Raw genomic sequence first — 16086 nt, forward strand, 5'->3', positions numbered from 1 at the left:
ACATGTCTCAGTCAGCATCGAAGGCCATAGCGGTCGCCACGACAGTGCGGTCCGGTGGTGCGCGGATCAGCCGATCGGCAATGCCGATCCTGGCGATCGCGATCGCGGCCTCGCTCGCCGGTTGTGCCAAGCGCGACAGCATCACGGTCGGGGCGATTCCCGATGATTATCGCACCACGCATCCTATCGTGATTGCCGAGAAGAACCAGAAGCTGGACCTCCCGGTCGGCGCCGGCGATCGCGGCATGACCGGCTCGCAGCGCGACACGCTTCTAGGCTTCCTTGACGGCTACGACAGGAGCGCTGCCCCGGCGCTGACGATCGCAACCCCGATCGGCTCGGCCAATGAGGTGGCGGCGACTGCCGCGGCGCGCGATTTCGCCAGGCTGGCGGTTGCCAGCGGCATCAAGCGAAACCGGATCGTGGTGACCTCCTACCAGTCGGTTTCCCCGGAAGCCTCGGCGCCTATCCGGGTTTCCTATATTTCGGTGAGAGCCCAGACCGACAAATGCGGGCGCTGGCCCGAAGACATCCTCGCAACCTCCGAAAACAAGCACTACGCCGATTACGGCTGCTCCTCTCAAAACAACCTCGCCGCGCAACTCGCCAATCCGGCCGATCTGCTCGGGCCAAGAAAGTCGTCCGATATCGACGCCGAGAACCGCGGCGCGGTGATCGACGTCTATCGCGGCAGAGGTATTTCGGACGAGTTCCTCGGCAATTCGGAAGTGACGTATTAGGAGCGCCGGCCCCGCGTAGAGACCGGAAAGAGAAGTCACGGAAAAGAGCATGACGATGAGCAATCTTGCCTACGACACGCCCGGAGACGGCGGCGGCAGCTCCCAATCGGATATTGCAGCGATGCAGGCGCTGCGGCCGGTGCCGCGTATTTCTATCCAGGCATTTTGCGAGACGGAAGGTGTTGCGCATCCGGTGGAGCGGGCCGGCGAGGATCGCCGCATGGCCAAGGCCCATCTGAAAGTGCATATGGGCGGCATCGCCACGGCGATCGAATTCTACCAGTCGGCGCCGACGCCGAACCTCATCTTGCTGGAATCGCGCAGCGAACCGAAGCAGTTGCTGGAGCAGCTTGCCCAGCTTTCAGAATATTGCGATCCCTCCTCCAAAGTCGTGGTGGTCGGCCACTACAACGATGTCGGTCTTTACCGCGAACTCATCCGCTTCGGTATTTCCGAATATGTCATCGCGCCGGTGTCGATGGCCGATATCGTCTCCGTGGTGTCATCGATCTTCGTCGATCCGGAAGCCGAGCCGATCGGCCGCTCGATCGCCTTCATCGGCGCCAAGGGCGGCGTCGGCTCCTCGACCATCGCCCACAATGTAGCGTGGGCGATGTCATCGCTGTTCAAGTCGGAAGTGGTCGTCGCCGATCTCGACCTGGCTTTCGGGACGGCCAACATAAATTTCGACCAGGACCCTGCGCAAGGCATCGCCGAAGCCGTATTTTCGCCCGAACGCGTCGACGAGGTCTATCTCGACCGTCTGCTTGCCCAGTGCGCCGAACATCTGTCGCTGCTCGCCGCGCCCTCCACACTGGAACGTGTCTATGATTTCGATCCCGATGCCTTCACGCAACTCATCGACACCGCGCAGCGCAGTGTGCCGCTGCTGGTGCTCGACGTTCCTCATGTCTGGACCGGCTGGACCAAGAACACACTGATCAAGGCTGACGAGATCGTCATCACGGCGACGCCGGAACTGGCCAATCTGCGCAACACCAAGAATCTGGTCGATATGCTGACGCGGCTTCGCCCGAACGATCCGCCGCCGAAACTGATCATCAACCAGGCCGGCGTACCGAAGCGACCCGAGATATCCGCTTCCGACTTCGCCGAGCCGCTCAGCCTCACGCCGATGTCGGTCATCGCCTTCGACCCGTTGTTGTTTGGAAATGCCGCCAACAACGGCCGCATGCTGGGCGAGATGGATGCCAGGAGCCCGGTCGTCGGCATGATCAACGAAATCGCGCATGTCCTGACCGGTCGCAGCGAAATCAAGGCCAGGAAGAAGGCAGGCCTTGGCGGCCTGCTCGGCAAGCTCTCGCGTAACAAGAAATGACGCTCCCCTCCAAATCAAGAAGTAGAGCATGATGTCGTTCGAAAACCGCTTCGGCATCATGTTCTGGACGGAATTGGTAGTCGATCATGTTTGGTAAAAGAGGCTCCGACGACGGCGGCCGGTTCACCCCGGAGTTCCGTCAGCCAGCACCGGCGCCAGCGGCGCCGGCCACTGCAACGCCTGCGGACATGGCGGTACTTGCCCGGCCCGCGGCAGCGCCGCCTGGAGCGCCGGGAACCCCGCCAACTCGCCGTGCCGTTGAGGCGCCGTCGATGGCGCCGGAGCCGCCAAAAAAGATCCAGCGCGAAAAAAGTGAAACCTACTACGACACCAAGAGCCAGGTCTTCTCCGCGCTCATCGACACCATTGACCTGTCGCAACTCGCCAAGCTCGATCCCGAGAGCGCGCGCGAGGAAATCCGCGACATCGTCAACGACATCATCGCCATCAAAAATTTCGCAATGTCGATCGCCGAGCAGGAAGAGTTGCTCGAAGACATCTGCAACGATGTGCTGGGCTACGGCCCGCTGGAGCCGCTGCTCGCCCGCGACGATATCGCCGACATCATGGTCAACGGCTCCAAGAACGTCTACATCGAAGTCAATGGCAAGGTCGAACAGACCGGCATCCGCTTCCGCGACAATCAGCAACTGCTCAACATCTGCCAGCGCATCGTCAGCCAGGTTGGCCGCCGCGTCGACGAATCGAGTCCGATCTGCGACGCCCGCCTACCCGACGGCTCCCGCGTCAACGTCATCGCCCCGCCGCTCTCCATCGACGGCACCGCGCTCACCATCCGCAAGTTCAAGAAGGACAAGCTGACGCTCGATCAGCTGGTCAAGTTCGGCGCCATCTCGCCGCAGGGCGCCGAGATCCTCAAGATCATCGGCCGCGTCCGCTGCAACATCGTCATCTCCGGCGGTACCGGCTCCGGCAAGACGACGCTGCTCAACTGCCTGACCAACTATATCGACCGCGAGGAACGCGTCATCACCTGCGAAGACTCGGCCGAACTGCAACTGCAGCAGCCGCACGTGGTGCGTCTCGAAACCCGCCCGCCCAATCTCGAGGGCGAAGGCGAGGTGACAATGCGCGACCTGGTCAAGAACTGCCTCCGCATGCGGCCCGAACGCATCATCGTCGGCGAAGTGCGCGGACCGGAGGTTTTCGACCTGCTGCAGGCGATGAACACCGGCCATGATGGGTCGATGGGAACGATCCACTCCAACAGCCCGCGCGAATGCCTGAACCGTATCGAATCGATGATCGCCATGGGCGGCTATTCGCTGCCGCAGAAGACCGTGCGTGAAATCGTCGTCGGCTCCATCGATGTCATCATCCAGGCAGCACGCCTTCGCGACGGCTCGCGCCGCATCACCCACATCACCGAGGTGATCGGCATGGAAGGCGACGTCATCATCACGCAGGATATCGTGCTCTACAACATCAAGGGCGAGGACTCGAATGGAAGGCTGCTTGGCGAGCACGTGTCGACCGGCATCGGCCGTCCGCACTTCTGGGATCGCGCCCGCTACTATGGCGAGGAACAGCGCCTCGCCAATGCGCTGGAATCGATGGAGAAACGCGCTGACTGACGCATATCGAGGTTGGAAGCAATTCCAGAAAAAGTGTGAAGCGGTTTTCCCGGGAAAAGCGCGTAGCGCTTTCCCTTGGGAATTGCGTCAAAACAAAGCGATAGCGCATATCGCCGTTTCCTTGAAACGGCGATATGCGCTGGGGACCGAGGTCGATGTTCGGAATTGACACCACCGTACTGGCGTTCATCGTGCTCGCCGGCTTCAGCGCCGGTGCGGTCGCCTATGCCTTCCTGTTCACCAAGATGAGCAACGAGAAGCAGGCCGGCAAGCGGCTCGAGACGATCAAGGCCGCCGAGACCGATCGTTCGGTCGTCAAGGCTTCGCGCGACCGTGTCGCGGAGGCGGTCAAGCGGCGTAAATCTGTCCAGGACACGCTGAAACAGCTCGACGAAAAGCAGAAAACCAACGAACTCGCCGTCAAGAAGCCGCCGTTAAAGGCCCAGATTCGTCAGGCCGGCATGCAGGTCTCGATCGAGCGTTTCTATATCTACTCCGTCATTTGCGGCATCGCGCTGACGGTGCTTGCCTATCTCGCCGGCGCGCCGCTTCTGGTCCTGCCGGGCGCGCTGCTGGCGGGGGCGCTCGGCCTGCCGCGCTGGTTCGTCTCGTTTCGCCGCGCGCGCCGGGTCAAGGCGTTCCTCAACGAATTTCCCAACGCCCTCGACATCATCGTGCGCGCCGTCAAATCCGGCCTGCCGCTCAACGACGCCATTCGCCTGATCGCCAGTGAATCGCCGGAGCCGGTCAAGACCGAGTTCCGCCGGATCGTCGATTCACAGCAGATTGGCATGTCCATCCCCGATGCCACCTTGCGCATGGCTGAAACCATGCCGTGCAGCGAGGCAAGCTTCTTCGGCATCGTTATCCAGATCCAGTCACAGGCCGGCGGTAATCTCTCCGAGGCGCTTGGCAACCTGTCGCGCGTGCTTCGCGATCGCAAGAAGATGAAGGCCAAGGTCCAGGCGCTTTCCATGGAAGCCAAGGCGTCGGCCGTCATCATCGGCGCGCTGCCTTTTGTCGTCGCCCTTCTCGTCTATCTGTCGAGCCCGAACTACATCATGCCGCTGTTCACCACCAGCACCGGCAATCTGATCCTCGGCTGTTCCGGCGTCTGGATGTCGATCGGCATTCTGGTGATGCGCAAGATGATGAACTTTGAAGTTTAGGCCGACCTTGGAAAGCTCGAAACGAAAAGACTGAAAACGAATGACCGACCAAGTCGTAAAATCGCTGACCGATCCTGCCTTCCTGATAGCGTTGCTGGTTGGCATTGCGGTGTTCGCGACCGTCTTCACGGTGCTGCCGGCCCTTGGTGGCAATCAGCTCAAGACGCGCATGAGATCGGTGGCGCTGGAGCGTGACGAATTGCGCGCCAAGCAGCGCGCGCGGCTTGCCAATGAAGCCGATCGTCGCCGCAAGGGGCTGCGCGAAGAGCAGTCGATCGGCATGCGCAACATCGTCGACAGGCTGGACCTGCGGCGTGCGTTGGCCGATGAAGGCACGTTGCAGAAGCTCAAGGTGGCGGGCTTTCGTGGCCAGAACCCGCTGACGCGCTTCCTGTTCTTCCGCCTGATCCTGCCTTTTGTCGGTTTCGCGCTGGCAGCGATCTATCTGTTCGTGCTCGGCGGACTGCCGGACCGGCCGGCCTTCGTGAAACTGTTCGTCTGCATCCTTGTCGCCTACGCGGGTTTCTACGCGCCGATCCTTTACGTCAACAATCGTGCCGCCAAGCGCAAGCAGTCGATCCAGGCGGCGTGGCCGGATGCGCTCGACCTGATGCTGATCTGCGTCGAGTCGGGCATGTCGGTCGAGGCTGCCTTGCGCAAGGTCTCCGAGGAGATCGGTTCACAGTCGGTGGCGCTGGCGGAGGAATTCGTGCTGACCAACGCCGAACTCTCTTATCTGCAGGAGCGCAAGCAGGCTTATGAAAACCTCTCGGCTCGTACCGGCCTGGAATCGGTCAAGTCAGTGTCCCAGGCACTGGTCCAGGCGGAACGCTACGGCACACCCGTGGCGCACGCATTGCGCGTGCTGGCCTCGGAAAGCCGCGACATGCGCATGAATGCCGCCGAGAAGAAGGCCGCCGCCCTGCCGCCGAAGCTTACCGTGCCGATGATCCTGTTCTTCCTGCCGGTTTTGTTCGCCATCATTCTGGGCCCGGCCGGCATCCAGGTCAGCCAGCGCGGCATCTTCGGCGACCAGCACAGTTCCTCAAGCCAGTAGGCCTCGTTGCGGCCATACAAAGTGCCGCATTGCCATGCAGTGCGGCTCTTGTTTTTTCAGCTTTGATATGGGGACGGATTTTGCGCTGTGCGGGGCCGGCGCCCATGCGGCGCTCAGTTGGTCGCCGGCTTTGCCTTGTCCTGATCCTTGAGTTGGCTCCAGGCGTTCTGCTGGGCAAGCATCTGGCGAAGATAGGCTACATTGGCTTGCGCCTGTTCGGGCGAAAGCTCCTGCGAGGCGATCTTCTCGGCCTCGTCGAAGCGGCCCTGCAGTCCCACGACCAGCGCAAGGTTCTGGCGCACCCGGCTGTCGGCATTCGGTTGCTGGGCTGCCGAGCGCATATAGGTCTCGGCGGTGCGCAGATCGCCTTCCAGCACATAGGACATGCCGAGATTGGAAAGGATCGAGGGTTCGTTCGGCTTGAGGTCCAGCGCCTTGCGGTAGTTCTGGCGCGCTTCATCCTTCTGGCCAAGCTGGTCGAGAATGGCGGCCTCGGCCGACATCAGCCGCCAGTCCGGATATTCCGGTGTCTGCGCCCGGCGCACGGCGTCGAGCGCCGGCTCGAACTGGCCGTTGGCGGCCAGCGCCTTGCCGTAGGCGGCAAGCACGTCGCGGTCCTTGGGGTAGGCGATCGCCAGCTTGCGCATCACGGCAAGCGACTGGTCGGCATCGCCGTCCATCTGGAGCGCCGCCGCAAAATTTGTCGCCAGCCGCTTGTCGTTGGGGTTCTTTGCGTAGGATACGCCGAGCCGCCCGGTCGCCCCGTGCAACTCGCTGGCCGACATGGTTTCCAGCGGTTTGCCGCTGGTGCGCCCGATCGAGCCGGTCGTGAGCTTGCTGGTTCCGCACCCCGCAGCACCGGCCGCCAACGCCATCAGCAGCGCTGTGGTCACCAGCCGTTTACCCGTGACGTTCATCCTGCGGTTGGTGGGCATCGGCACGGGGCTCTCCATTCCTGCGCGTGGCCATTCACGTGGCCATCTTCATCCCCGCAGAAATATTCTGTTAACCCTAACGGACAGTTAAAAAGCGAGCCGTCGGATCGGTGAACGGCCCGCCGGAAGCCACTGGCCTGGCACGTCCCATGCCCGGCTCTGTGCATAGATGTTGAAATCATTCGACGTCCCTGTCACTTGACTGAGGACGATCTGCAAGCCTCCCGGAGACCATCGAATGCCTGTCGAACTCATCGAGACACTAAGCACTGCCTTGCCGGTCCATCTGGTCGCGAGGGATGGACTGGAGGCTTTGGCGCTTTCGCCTTCCACGATCGCATGGGCGGCCGCCAACGGCTTTTCCGGCGAAGCCGGCAGGACGCTGGCCCTGCCCGGCGACAACGGTTCCCTTGCCGGCGCCTTGTTCGGCGTCGGTGATGGCGAGGGGGCGCTGGCCGTCGGCATGCTGGCGAGAGCCTTGCCGGAAGGCGACTGGCATTTTGCCGCCGCTCCAGCCGAGCCGGAACTCGCGGCCATAGCCTTGGTGCTCGGCGGTTACGTCTTCACTCGCTACGGAAAGAAATCAGGCAAGACGCTGCGTTTTGCGCTGCCGCTCGGCGTAGATGCAGGACGCGTCCGGCGCATCGCCGACGGCGTCTTCCTGGCGCGCGACCTCGTCAACACGCCGACCAGCGACATGGGACCGGACGAGTTGGAGAAGGCCGTGCGGACCCTGGCGGCCACTCACAAGGCCGAGGTGTCGGTGATCAAGGGGGATGATCTCCTGAAGCAGAATTTCCCGATGATCCATGCGGTCGGCCGGGCCTCGGTCGGAGCGCCGCGACTGATCGACATGGTTTGGGGACCGGAAGGCGCGCCGAAGGTGACGCTGGTCGGCAAGGGTGTCTGTTTCGACACTGGCGGCCTCGACATCAAACCGTCGTCGGGCATGCTCTTGATGAAGAAGGATATGGGCGGCGCCGCCAATGTGCTGGGCCTGGCCTCGATGATCATGGCTGCCGGGCTGAAGATCCGGCTGCGCGTCCTGATCCCGGCGGTCGAGAATTCGATTGCCGGCAACGCTTTCCGGCCTGGAGATGTACTGACCAGCCGCAAGGGCATTACCGTCGAGATCGGCAACACCGACGCCGAAGGGCGGCTGGTGCTGGCCGATGCGCTGGCGCTGGCCGATGACGAGGAGCCGGAACTGCTGATCGACATGGCGACGCTGACCGGGGCAGCGCGTGTCGCGCTCGGTCCCGATCTGCCGCCTTTCTACACTGGCGACGAAGCGCTGGCGTCCGAACTGGCTGCGGCCTCGGTGGCCGTCGAGGATCCGTTGTGGCGCATGCCGTTGTGGCGGCCCTATGACGGCAGGCTGGCGTCGAAGATCGCCGACATCAACAACGTCACCACGGACGGTTTCGCCGGCTCGGTCACCGCGGCGCTGTTCCTCAAGCGCTTTGTCGAACGGACAACGGGCTGGGCGCATTTCGACATCTTCGCCTGGAACCCGTCCGATCGCCCCTATGGACCCGCCGGCGGCGAGGCGCAAGGCATCCGTGCACTGGAGCGGGTCATTTCGAGGCGCTATGCCTGACGCCCTGAGACGGCCACCAAAACTGAAACGGAACCGAAACAATTTGCCGTCATGCTCGGGCGATGTCGATTTCGATGCGTCCGAGCCAGGCGATGCGGCTGTGGCAGCAGGTGATGCTGTCGCAGGTGCGCGCCGGCGCGCCAGATCTCACCATGCGCCAGACGGCGATCCTGTTCACCATCTATCTCGACCCGCCGCCGCACACGGTGCGCGGTCTGGCCGCCCGCCTCAATGTTACCAAGCCGGTCATCACCCGCGCGCTCGACACGATGGGTGCGCTGAAACTGGTGTCACGCCATCGCGACGAGCTCGACAAGCGCAATGTGCTGATCCGGCGCACGGTCGAAGGCGCGCTCTTTGTCGAGCGCTTCGGGGATGGTATCGTTGCCAGGGCTCATGAACTGCCCATCTGATCAATCCATGAATTAGAACGAGTACCGATTTGACTGCCAGGGATGCCCGCCTCCACGCCTTCCGTTCCGACCTCGCCGATGCAAGGCTGAAAGGGGAGGTTTCGGCCGATCGCTTCGTCACCGGCCGTCGGGCCCGGATCACGGCCCCCGTGGCTGACGTGCGCAAGGCACCGCGCCCGGATGCCGGCGTCAACACGCAGGTACTGTTCGGCGACGATGTGCTTGTCTTCGAGGAAGCCGAAGGCTGGGCCTGGGTCCAGGCCGAACGCGACGGCTATGTCGGCTACGTCGGCGCCACCATGCTGGGCGCACGCGAGCATGCGCCAACCCACATCGTCACGGCGCCGCGCACTTTTCTCTATCCCGGCCCGGATCTGCGCTTCCCGATCAGCGGCCAATTGTCGATGGGCTCGACGGTGACGGTAACCGGCGCTGCCGAAACGCGCGGCACGGACTATGCGCTGTTGCCCTCCGGCGAGGCGCTCATTGCCGGCCATATGTGCCCGGTCAGTGACATCGCCGCCGACTATGTCTCGGTCGCCGAGATGTTTCTCGGCACGCCCTATCTCTGGGGCGGCACCTCCGGCTTCGGCATCGACTGTTCGGGCCTTGTGCAACTGGCCATGCGCATGGCCGGCCGCAATGTGCTGCGTGATTCCGACATGCAAGCGGCAGGCCTCGGCGAGCCGCTCGATCCGGGATTCGATTATGCCGGACTGAAACGCGGCGACCTGGTGTTCTGGAAGGGCCATGTCGCGATCATGACCGACGCCGAGACAATGATCCACGCCAACGGCCACACCATGCTGGTCTCGCGCGAAGGGCTGAAGGATGCGGTTGATCGGATTGGGTATCTCTATGGCGGGCCGACTGGGTTTCGGCGGCCCTAGCGCCTCTTCCTCGCCCGTTCACGGGGAAAGGTGCCCGAAGGGCGGATGAGGGGCGACGACAGCGACTGAAAGGTCGCGCTGCGCCTCACCTGCCTGCCGGCATCCTCTCCCCGTAAACGCGGCGAGGGATAGCTCACCCGATCACCTTTTGTTCCGATTTTCCTTGGCGATCGCGCGCCATCGCGCTACCTCTTTCGCGTGACCGAGCAGCCGCGCCTTGCCAAACAGAATGCCGCCGTCCTTCTGCCCGAACCATTCATCAGATGGTTCGGCGAAAAAGGCTGGTCGCCGCGCGCTCACCAGATCGAGCTGCTGGCGAAGGCTCAAGCCGGGCAATCGGTGCTCTTGATCGCACCGACCGGCGCCGGCAAGACGCTGGCCGGCTTCCTGCCGTCGCTGACCGAACTGGCCAACCGCCCCAGACGCAAAGCCGGTATGGCGCGGCGCGTCATCCATACGCTCTACATCTCGCCGCTGAAGGCGCTGGCCGTCGACATCGAGCGCAATCTCGGCAAGCCGGTGGAGGAGATCGGCCTGCCCGTCACCATCGAGACGCGCACCGGCGACACGCCTTCCCACAAGCGGCAGCGCCAGAAGCTGGCGCCGCCCGATATCTTGCTCACCACGCCCGAGCAATTGGCGCTGCTGATTGCGGCCGGCGATGCCAGGCGCTTCTTCGAGGACCTGCGCTATGTCGTGCTCGACGAGCTGCATTCGCTGGTGACATCAAAACGCGGCCATCTGCTGGCGCTCGGGCTGGCGCGGCTGCGCAGCATCGTGCCCGGCCTGCAGACGATCGGTCTGTCGGCAACGGTGGCCGAGCCCGACGAATTGCGGCGCTGGCTGGTCGGCCAGAATCCACCGGGAGACATGGCTGAACTCATCGTCGTAACCGGCGGCGCGAAGCCCGAAATCTCGATACTCGATTCGGAAGAGCGCGTGCCATGGGCCGGCCATTCGGCGCGCTATGCGACGCCGGAAATCTATCGCGAGATCAAGCGCCACAAGACCACCCTGCTGTTCGTCAACACCCGCAGCCAGGCCGAGCTGCTGTTTCAGGAATTATGGCGGGTCAACGAGGATACCTTGCCGATCGCGCTGCATCACGGCTCGCTCGATGTCGCCCAGCGCCGACGCGTCGAGAAGGCGATGGGGGAAAACGCGCTCCGTGCCATCGTCGCCACCTCGACGCTCGACCTTGGCATCGATTGGGGCGATGTCGATCTGGTCGTCCATGTCGGCGCGCCCAAGGGCGCCAGCCGGCTGGCGCAGCGCATCGGCCGCGCCAATCACCGCATGGACGAGCCGTCGAAGGCGATCCTGATCCCGGCCAATCGTTTCGAAGTGCTGGAGTGCCGGGCAGCGCTGGACGCCAACTATCTGGGCGCCCAGGATACGCCGCCGCTGGTCAATGGCGGGCTCGATGTGCTGGCCCAGCATGTGCTGGGCTGCGCCTGCGGAGCGCCGTTTCGCGCCGACGATCTCTACGAGGAAGTGCTGACAGCAGCGCCCTATGCCAGCCTCGACCGGCCGGCATTCGACCGCGTCATCGATTTCGTCGCTACCGGCGGCTATGCACTGAAGAACTACGAGCGCTACGCCCGAATCCGCCTCAACAAGGACGGCATGTGGCGGGTCTCCAATCCGCGCGTTGCCCAGCAATACCGGCTGAATGTCGGCACGATCATCGAGGTGCCGGCGCTCAATGTGCGTTACGTCAAGGCCGGCAGCAAAGGCTCGGCTTCGCACGGCGGCCGGGTTCTGGGCAAGATCGAGGAGGCCTTCCTCGAAACGCTGACGCATGGCGACACCTTCATGTTTGCCGGCAAAGTCCTGCGCTTCGAAGGCATCCGCGAGAACGAATGCTTCGTCTCGAATGCGCCGGGAAGCGACGCCAAGGTGCCTTATTATGGCGGCGGCAAATTTCCGCTTTCGACCTACCTCGCCGAGCAGGTGCGCGCCATGCTGGACGACCCGCAGCGCTGGAAGAAGCTGCCCGAGCAGGTGTCGGATTGGCTGCGTTACCAGGCCGACAAATCGGTATTGCCCAAACGCGACGACCTCTTGATCGAGACCTTTCCGCGCGGCAACCGTCACTATCTCGTCGCTTATCCTTTCGAGGGCAGGCTGGCGCACCAGACGCTCGGCATGCTGCTCACCCGCCGGCTGGACAGGGCCGGCGCCAGGCCGCTTGGCTTCGTCGCCACCGACTACGCATTGGCCATCTGGTCGCTGGGCGATATGGGCGCGATGTTCAAATCGCGGAAACCTTCGCTTGGCGCTCTGTTCGACCAGGACATGCTGGGCGACGACCTCGAGGCTTGGCTGGCCGACAGCTGGCTGCTCAAGCGCACCTTCCGCAACTGCGCGCTGATTTCAGGCCTGATCGAGAAACGTCACCCCGGCCAGGAGAAAAGCGGCCGCCAGGTCACCGTCTCGACCGATCTGATCTATGACGTGCTGCGCAGCCATGAGCCCGACCACATCCTGCTGCAGGCGACGCGCGCCGACGCGGCGACCGGTCTGCTCGATGTCAGCAGACTTGCCGACATGCTCTCGCGTATCCAGGGTCGAATCGTGCATAAGGCACTCGAACAGATATCGCCGCTGGCCGTGCCGATCATGCTCGAAATCGGCAAGATGCCGGTGAACGGCGAGGCCGACGAAACGCTGCTGATGGATGCCGCGACTTTGGTCGAGGAAGCCATGGGTCCTGGGATGGTTGAGGAATGAATTTTTCGCTGGCGCGGGCATCGCTGATCGCCGAGGCCGACTTTGTCGGCATCGCCGGCGAGCGCGCGGTCTGTGATTCGCGCGGCGTGCTCTATTTCCCCGATCTGAGGCTGCTCGCGGTCTCCGACCTGCATCTGGAAAAGGGCTCGTCCTTCGCCAGGCGCGGCGCACTGATCCCGCCCTACGATACCGGCGCCACTCTGCTCCGGCTGCAGGCGGTAATCGCGGACTACCAGCCGGCCATCGTCATCAGCCTGGGCGACTCCTTCCACGACGGCGGCGGCGCCGAGCGCATGCATCAAACCTTCCGCGATCGGCTGGAAGCATTGATGGCCGGCCGCGACTGGTTCTGGGTCGCCGGCAACCATGACCCGGAAGCGCCGGCGGATTTGCCCGGCGAGACGGTGCGCGAACTCGCCATCGGCTCGCTGCTGTTCCGCCACGAGCCGTCGAAGATAAGAACCGAGGGCGAAGTTGCCGGCCATCTTCACCCTTGCGCCCGCATCGTCCAGCAGGGCCGCTCGGTGCGGCGGCGCTGCTTTGCCGGCGATGGCGGCCGCATGATCATGCCGGCCTTCGGCGCTTATACCGGCTCGCTCAACGTGCTCGACCGCGCCTATGCCGGCCTGTTCCGCCGCGAGACGTTGATGGCCTATATGATGGGCGCCGCGCGCATCTTCGCCATTTCCGGTTCGATGCTGCGGCCGGGCTAAGTTTCTACGGTATAAGCACGGTTGCGCCTGTCGTCTGCCGTGCCTCGAGCCGGCGATGCGCCTCCGCCACTTCGGCAAGCGGCATGCTTGTGTGCACCGGGATTTTCACTGCGCCGCTGAGGACGACGCTGAACAGATCCTCGCTCATGGCGACGACGTCCTCACGCCTGGCGAGATGATGGAACAGCAACTGCCAGGTGGCGAACAGCGAACCCTTTTGCATCAAAAGCATGATGTCGAATGGCGGGATCGACCCCGACGCTGTGCCGTAGCTGACGAAGGTGCCGAACGGCCGCAGGCAGTCGAGTGAGGCGGGGAAGGTCGCGTTGCCGACGCCGTCATAGACGACGTGGCAGCCTTCGCCGTTGGTGACCTCTTTCACCCGTGCGGCGAAATTCTCTTTGCTGTAGTCGATGACATGGTCGCAGCCATTGGCGCGCGCAAGTTCGGCCTTTTCGGGTGAACCGACCGTGCCGATGACGGTCGCGCCGAGATGTTTGGCCCATTGCGTCAGGATGAGGCCGACGCCGCCCGCCGCGGCATGCACCAGGATGGTATGGCCCGCCTCGACGCGAAACGTGCGGCGCAGCAGATATTGCGCCGTCAGCCCTTTCAGCATCATCGCCGCACCTGTCTCGAAATCGATGGCGTCGGGCAGATGCACGACGAAATGCGCGGGCACGATGCGTTCTTCGGCATAGGCGCCGAGCGTCTCGACATAGGCGACTCGGTCGCCAGGCGCGAAGCCGCTGACGCCTTCACCGACGGCGACGATTTCGCCGGCGCCTTCATTGCCGGGAATGAATGGCAGAGCGGGCGGCGCGTATTCGCCGGTGCGAAAATAGATGTCGACGAAGTTGAGGCCGACCGCCCGGTTGCGCACGCGCACGTCGCCCGGTCCGGGCTGGCCGATGTCGACATCTTCGTAGGCGAGCATATCTGGCCCGCCATGGCGGTGAACACGGATCGCTTTCATGGTTTTCTTCCCTGCGCTGTTTCTCTTGAGTGTGAGATAGCGCGTGGCGAGATATCATTGTAGACTGATACCTATGACATCAGAGTTCAAACAAAATGATATCTGGGCAGATCGGCCTCGACCTTCTCCGCACCTATGTCGCGGTCTGCCGGCAAGGTAGCCTGAGCAGGGTCGCCGCGCAGACCGGCAAGACCCAATCGGCGATGAGCATGCAGATGCGCCGGCTGGAGGGCCTGCTCCAACGGCACTTGTTCCAGCGCACCGGCCGCGGTGTCGTACCGACTGCGGCGGGAGAGCTCTTTCTGGGATACGCGACCCGCATCCTCGCTCTCGGCGACGAAGCGGTGGCGCGTCTGCAGCAGGCTAGCATTGGCGGCGGCGTGCGTATTGGTCTTGCCGAAGAGGTCACCACGGCCGCGCTTTCGGCCGCGCTTGGGCGGCTGCATCGCACCTATCCCGACATCAGCCTCGACGCGATGGTCGAGCACAGCGTCGCGCTGGGACGGCTGTGGAGCGAGGATGCGCTGGATGTCATGATTGCCCCGACATCCGTCGTCGCGGCCGATGCCGTGACGACATGGAACGTCGAACTGCAGTGGGTCTGCGCCCAGGACTATGTGCTGGACCATGACCGGCCACTCGATCTCGCCGCCTTCGGCGCAACCTGCCCTTGGCGCAGGCGGATGATCGAGGCGCTGGTCGCCGCCGGCCGGGAGCACCGGATCGTCCTGTCGTGCCAGAGCGTCACCGGCCTTCAGGCCGCGATCGAGAACGGACTGGGCGTTGGACTGCTTCCGCCCGAATCCGTGCGCACCCCTTCGATGGGGGTGCTGAAGACGTCAGCCGGCCTGCCCGAGCCGCTCACGGTCCAATACGGCCTTTACGCGCACGACCGCAGGACAGCTGTAATCGATGCCGCGATCGAAATCCTGCTTAAGGATTTGCCGGCGGCGCCACGAGCACGGGCCGCCTGACGGCGGGACGCTCTACCGGCCGTAATAGAGGGTGACGGTGTGCTTGGCCTCGGCGAAGAACAGCCAGCGCTCGACCAGCATGCCGGCGAACTGGACGGTTGCCGCAAGCACCGACAGCACCGCTGCGAATGGCCAGGGCAAAGCGAATAAGACAGAAAGCAGCAGCAGGGCAGGCAAGGCGAAAGCCAGCAACTGCGTGATCAGCCGCAGCTTTGCACCGTGCTTGCGGGCGATGCGAAAGCCCATTTCCTTGAGCAGGTAGTTCTCCTCGGTGTGCGGCCATTCCAGCGAGCGCACCGTCCCTCCGGCGAGGCCTGTCGCCGTGTTGGCGGTGGTCGCGATCTCCAGCGCGTCATTGTATCGCCACGTCGCCAGCTTCCAGCCCCAGCCGAGCAAGGTCAGCAGCAGGGCGGCTACCGCAACGGCGGTCGGGCTGATGGCGAAAGCCTGCAGCAGCGCGTTCAACAGCACGCTGCCGGTCATCGCCGAAAAGATGAGATAGCCCGGCAGCGTATACGGGCTATGCCACTGCGCGATCGGCTTCAGCGAGGCATAGATCATGCCGGTGGTGCAGACGGTGACGATTGCGCCGATAGTTGCGAGAAACCCGGCGATGGCCATCCAGCCTCCGGTGCGGCCAAAAAACACCCAGCCGATGCCGAACAGCCCGGCGGGAATGAAGGTTGCGACCGACGATACACCCTCGCGTGACAGCCAGGAGCTACGCCATTGCGAAAAGGCGCGCCAGGCGCGTTCGGGCCGGCCGAGATGGCCGGTCGACGACAAAAGGCCGGCGGCAATCAGGCCAAGCGCCAGCCCCATGCCGATAAGGCCGAGCCAGAAATGGGCCGGGATAAAACCCAGTCCGCCAAGCACGCCGAGCAGCGCCAGCAGTCCGTAGCCCGCTCCTGTAGCAGTGGTGAAGAAAACGACGGAAAAGGCTGGATGCATT

At 63.5% G+C, this 16086-nt stretch carries 15 protein-coding genes; 11 read left to right on the forward strand and 4 right to left on the reverse strand.

What is annotated here, in order from left to right; all coding sequences use genetic code 11:
• Window positions 1-2 precede the first annotated feature (2 nt).
• From NLY36_RS19630 to NLY36_RS19650, 5 genes are all read left to right on the forward strand, one after another.
• The gene (locus NLY36_RS19630; RefSeq protein WP_023696716.1) at window positions 3-740 is read left to right on the forward strand and encodes a CpaD family pilus assembly protein; all 738 of its coding nucleotides are present in this window, start codon (window positions 3-5) and stop codon (window positions 738-740) included.
• A 55-nt stretch (window positions 741-795) separates the two neighbouring features.
• Complete coding sequence (locus NLY36_RS19635; RefSeq protein ID WP_023736140.1) at window positions 796-2079, forward strand: CpaE/TadZ family protein; 1284 nt, start codon at window positions 796-798, stop codon at window positions 2077-2079.
• 86 nt (window positions 2080-2165) lie between these two features.
• Complete coding sequence (locus NLY36_RS19640) at window positions 2166-3674, forward strand: TadA family conjugal transfer-associated ATPase (protein ID WP_023688717.1); 1509 nt, start codon at window positions 2166-2168, stop codon at window positions 3672-3674.
• A gap of 155 nt (window positions 3675-3829) precedes the next feature.
• Entirely contained in the window at window positions 3830-4843 is a 1014-nt protein-coding gene (locus tag NLY36_RS19645) for a type II secretion system F family protein (protein WP_023669592.1), read from the forward strand.
• Window positions 4844-4883: 40 nt separating this feature from the next.
• Entirely contained in the window at window positions 4884-5900 is a 1017-nt protein-coding gene (locus NLY36_RS19650) for a type II secretion system F family protein (RefSeq protein ID WP_023692560.1), read from the forward strand.
• 113 nt (window positions 5901-6013) lie between these two features.
• Here the strand turns inward: NLY36_RS19650 and NLY36_RS19655 are convergent, their stop codons facing one another.
• A complete protein-coding gene (locus NLY36_RS19655; protein WP_023688715.1) occupies window positions 6014-6835 on the reverse strand; it encodes a tetratricopeptide repeat protein in 822 nt (273 codons plus the stop codon).
• Between the two features lie 238 nt (window positions 6836-7073).
• Here NLY36_RS19655 and NLY36_RS19660 point away from each other — a divergent pair, with 238 nt between their 5' ends.
• The 3 genes from NLY36_RS19660 (at window position 7074) to NLY36_RS19670 (ending at window position 9738) form a co-directional block, all read left to right on the forward strand.
• On the forward strand, window positions 7074-8435 hold the full coding sequence (locus NLY36_RS19660; protein WP_023736139.1) for a leucyl aminopeptidase family protein: 1362 nt from the start codon (window positions 7074-7076) through the stop codon (window positions 8433-8435).
• A 62-nt stretch (window positions 8436-8497) separates the two neighbouring features.
• Window positions 8498-8848, forward strand: coding sequence for a MarR family winged helix-turn-helix transcriptional regulator (locus tag NLY36_RS19665; RefSeq protein ID WP_023669596.1), 351 nt, complete (start codon window positions 8498-8500; stop codon window positions 8846-8848).
• 29 nt (window positions 8849-8877) lie between these two features.
• Window positions 8878-9738 (forward strand): C40 family peptidase, encoded by an 861-nt coding sequence (locus tag NLY36_RS19670; protein ID WP_023736138.1) that lies wholly within the window; start codon window positions 8878-8880, stop codon window positions 9736-9738.
• Between the two features lie 141 nt (window positions 9739-9879).
• On the opposite strand, the gene NLY36_RS19675 is transcribed toward NLY36_RS19670, so the two are convergent.
• Window positions 9880-10074, reverse strand: a complete 195-nt coding sequence (locus tag NLY36_RS19675) for a hypothetical protein (RefSeq protein WP_245259898.1) — start codon at window positions 10072-10074, stop codon at window positions 9880-9882.
• Between NLY36_RS19675 and NLY36_RS19680 the strand changes: the two genes are divergently transcribed.
• Window positions 9982-12471 carry a ligase-associated DNA damage response DEXH box helicase gene (locus tag NLY36_RS19680; RefSeq protein WP_245260272.1) on the forward strand — a complete coding sequence of 830 codons (2490 nt, stop codon included), beginning with the start codon at window positions 9982-9984 and terminating at the stop codon, window positions 12469-12471. The two genes, NLY36_RS19675 and NLY36_RS19680, sit on opposite strands and share 93 nt — an antisense overlap.
• Window positions 12468-13184 carry a ligase-associated DNA damage response endonuclease PdeM gene (pdeM, locus tag NLY36_RS19685; RefSeq protein ID WP_023688711.1) on the forward strand — a complete coding sequence of 239 codons (717 nt, stop codon included), beginning with the start codon at window positions 12468-12470 and terminating at the stop codon, window positions 13182-13184. The genes NLY36_RS19680 and pdeM overlap by 4 nt, the downstream gene beginning before the upstream one ends.
• Before the next feature lie 4 nt (window positions 13185-13188).
• Here the strand turns inward: pdeM and NLY36_RS19690 are convergent, their stop codons facing one another.
• Window positions 13189-14160, reverse strand: coding sequence for a quinone oxidoreductase family protein (locus tag NLY36_RS19690; protein WP_023688710.1), 972 nt, complete (start codon window positions 14158-14160; stop codon window positions 13189-13191).
• Window positions 14161-14255: 95 nt separating this feature from the next.
• Between NLY36_RS19690 and NLY36_RS19695 the strand changes: the two genes are divergently transcribed.
• Window positions 14256-15134 (forward strand): LysR substrate-binding domain-containing protein, encoded by an 879-nt coding sequence (locus tag NLY36_RS19695; protein WP_023736137.1) that lies wholly within the window; start codon window positions 14256-14258, stop codon window positions 15132-15134.
• Window positions 15135-15146: 12 nt separating this feature from the next.
• Here the strand turns inward: NLY36_RS19695 and NLY36_RS19700 are convergent, their stop codons facing one another.
• Window positions 15147-16085: a dimethyl sulfoxide reductase anchor subunit family protein gene (locus tag NLY36_RS19700; RefSeq protein ID WP_023696709.1), complete on the reverse strand. Its 939-nt coding sequence runs from the start codon at window positions 16083-16085 to the stop codon at window positions 15147-15149.
• Window position 16086: the final 1 nt, after the last annotated feature.

Source organism: Mesorhizobium sp. C399B, from assembly GCF_030323185.1.
Lineage (GTDB): Bacteria > Pseudomonadota > Alphaproteobacteria > Rhizobiales > Rhizobiaceae > Mesorhizobium.

Bases quoted from the DNA above. Each gene is read 5' to 3' on its own strand.
- NLY36_RS19630 (WP_023696716.1), top strand. From the start codon at position 3: ATGTCTCAGTCAGCATCGAAGGCCATAGCGGTCGCCACGACAGTGCGG.
- NLY36_RS19635 (WP_023736140.1), top strand. From the start codon at position 796: ATGAGCAATCTTGCCTACGACACGCCCGGAGACGGCGGCGGCAGCTCC.
- NLY36_RS19640 (WP_023688717.1), top strand. From the start codon at position 2,166: ATGTTTGGTAAAAGAGGCTCCGACGACGGCGGCCGGTTCACCCCGGAG.
- NLY36_RS19645 (WP_023669592.1), top strand. From the start codon at position 3,830: ATGTTCGGAATTGACACCACCGTACTGGCGTTCATCGTGCTCGCCGGC.
- NLY36_RS19650 (WP_023692560.1), top strand. From the start codon at position 4,884: ATGACCGACCAAGTCGTAAAATCGCTGACCGATCCTGCCTTCCTGATA.
- NLY36_RS19655 (WP_023688715.1), bottom strand. From the start codon at position 6,835: ATGCCCACCAACCGCAGGATGAACGTCACGGGTAAACGGCTGGTGACC.
- NLY36_RS19660 (WP_023736139.1), top strand. From the start codon at position 7,074: ATGCCTGTCGAACTCATCGAGACACTAAGCACTGCCTTGCCGGTCCAT.
- NLY36_RS19665 (WP_023669596.1), top strand. From the start codon at position 8,498: ATGTCGATTTCGATGCGTCCGAGCCAGGCGATGCGGCTGTGGCAGCAG.
- pdeM (WP_023688711.1), top strand. From the start codon at position 12,468: ATGAATTTTTCGCTGGCGCGGGCATCGCTGATCGCCGAGGCCGACTTT.
- NLY36_RS19690 (WP_023688710.1), bottom strand. From the start codon at position 14,160: ATGAAAGCGATCCGTGTTCACCGCCATGGCGGGCCAGATATGCTCGCC.
- NLY36_RS19695 (WP_023736137.1), top strand. From the start codon at position 14,256: ATGATATCTGGGCAGATCGGCCTCGACCTTCTCCGCACCTATGTCGCG.
- NLY36_RS19700 (WP_023696709.1), bottom strand. From the start codon at position 16,085: ATGCATCCAGCCTTTTCCGTCGTTTTCTTCACCACTGCTACAGGAGCG.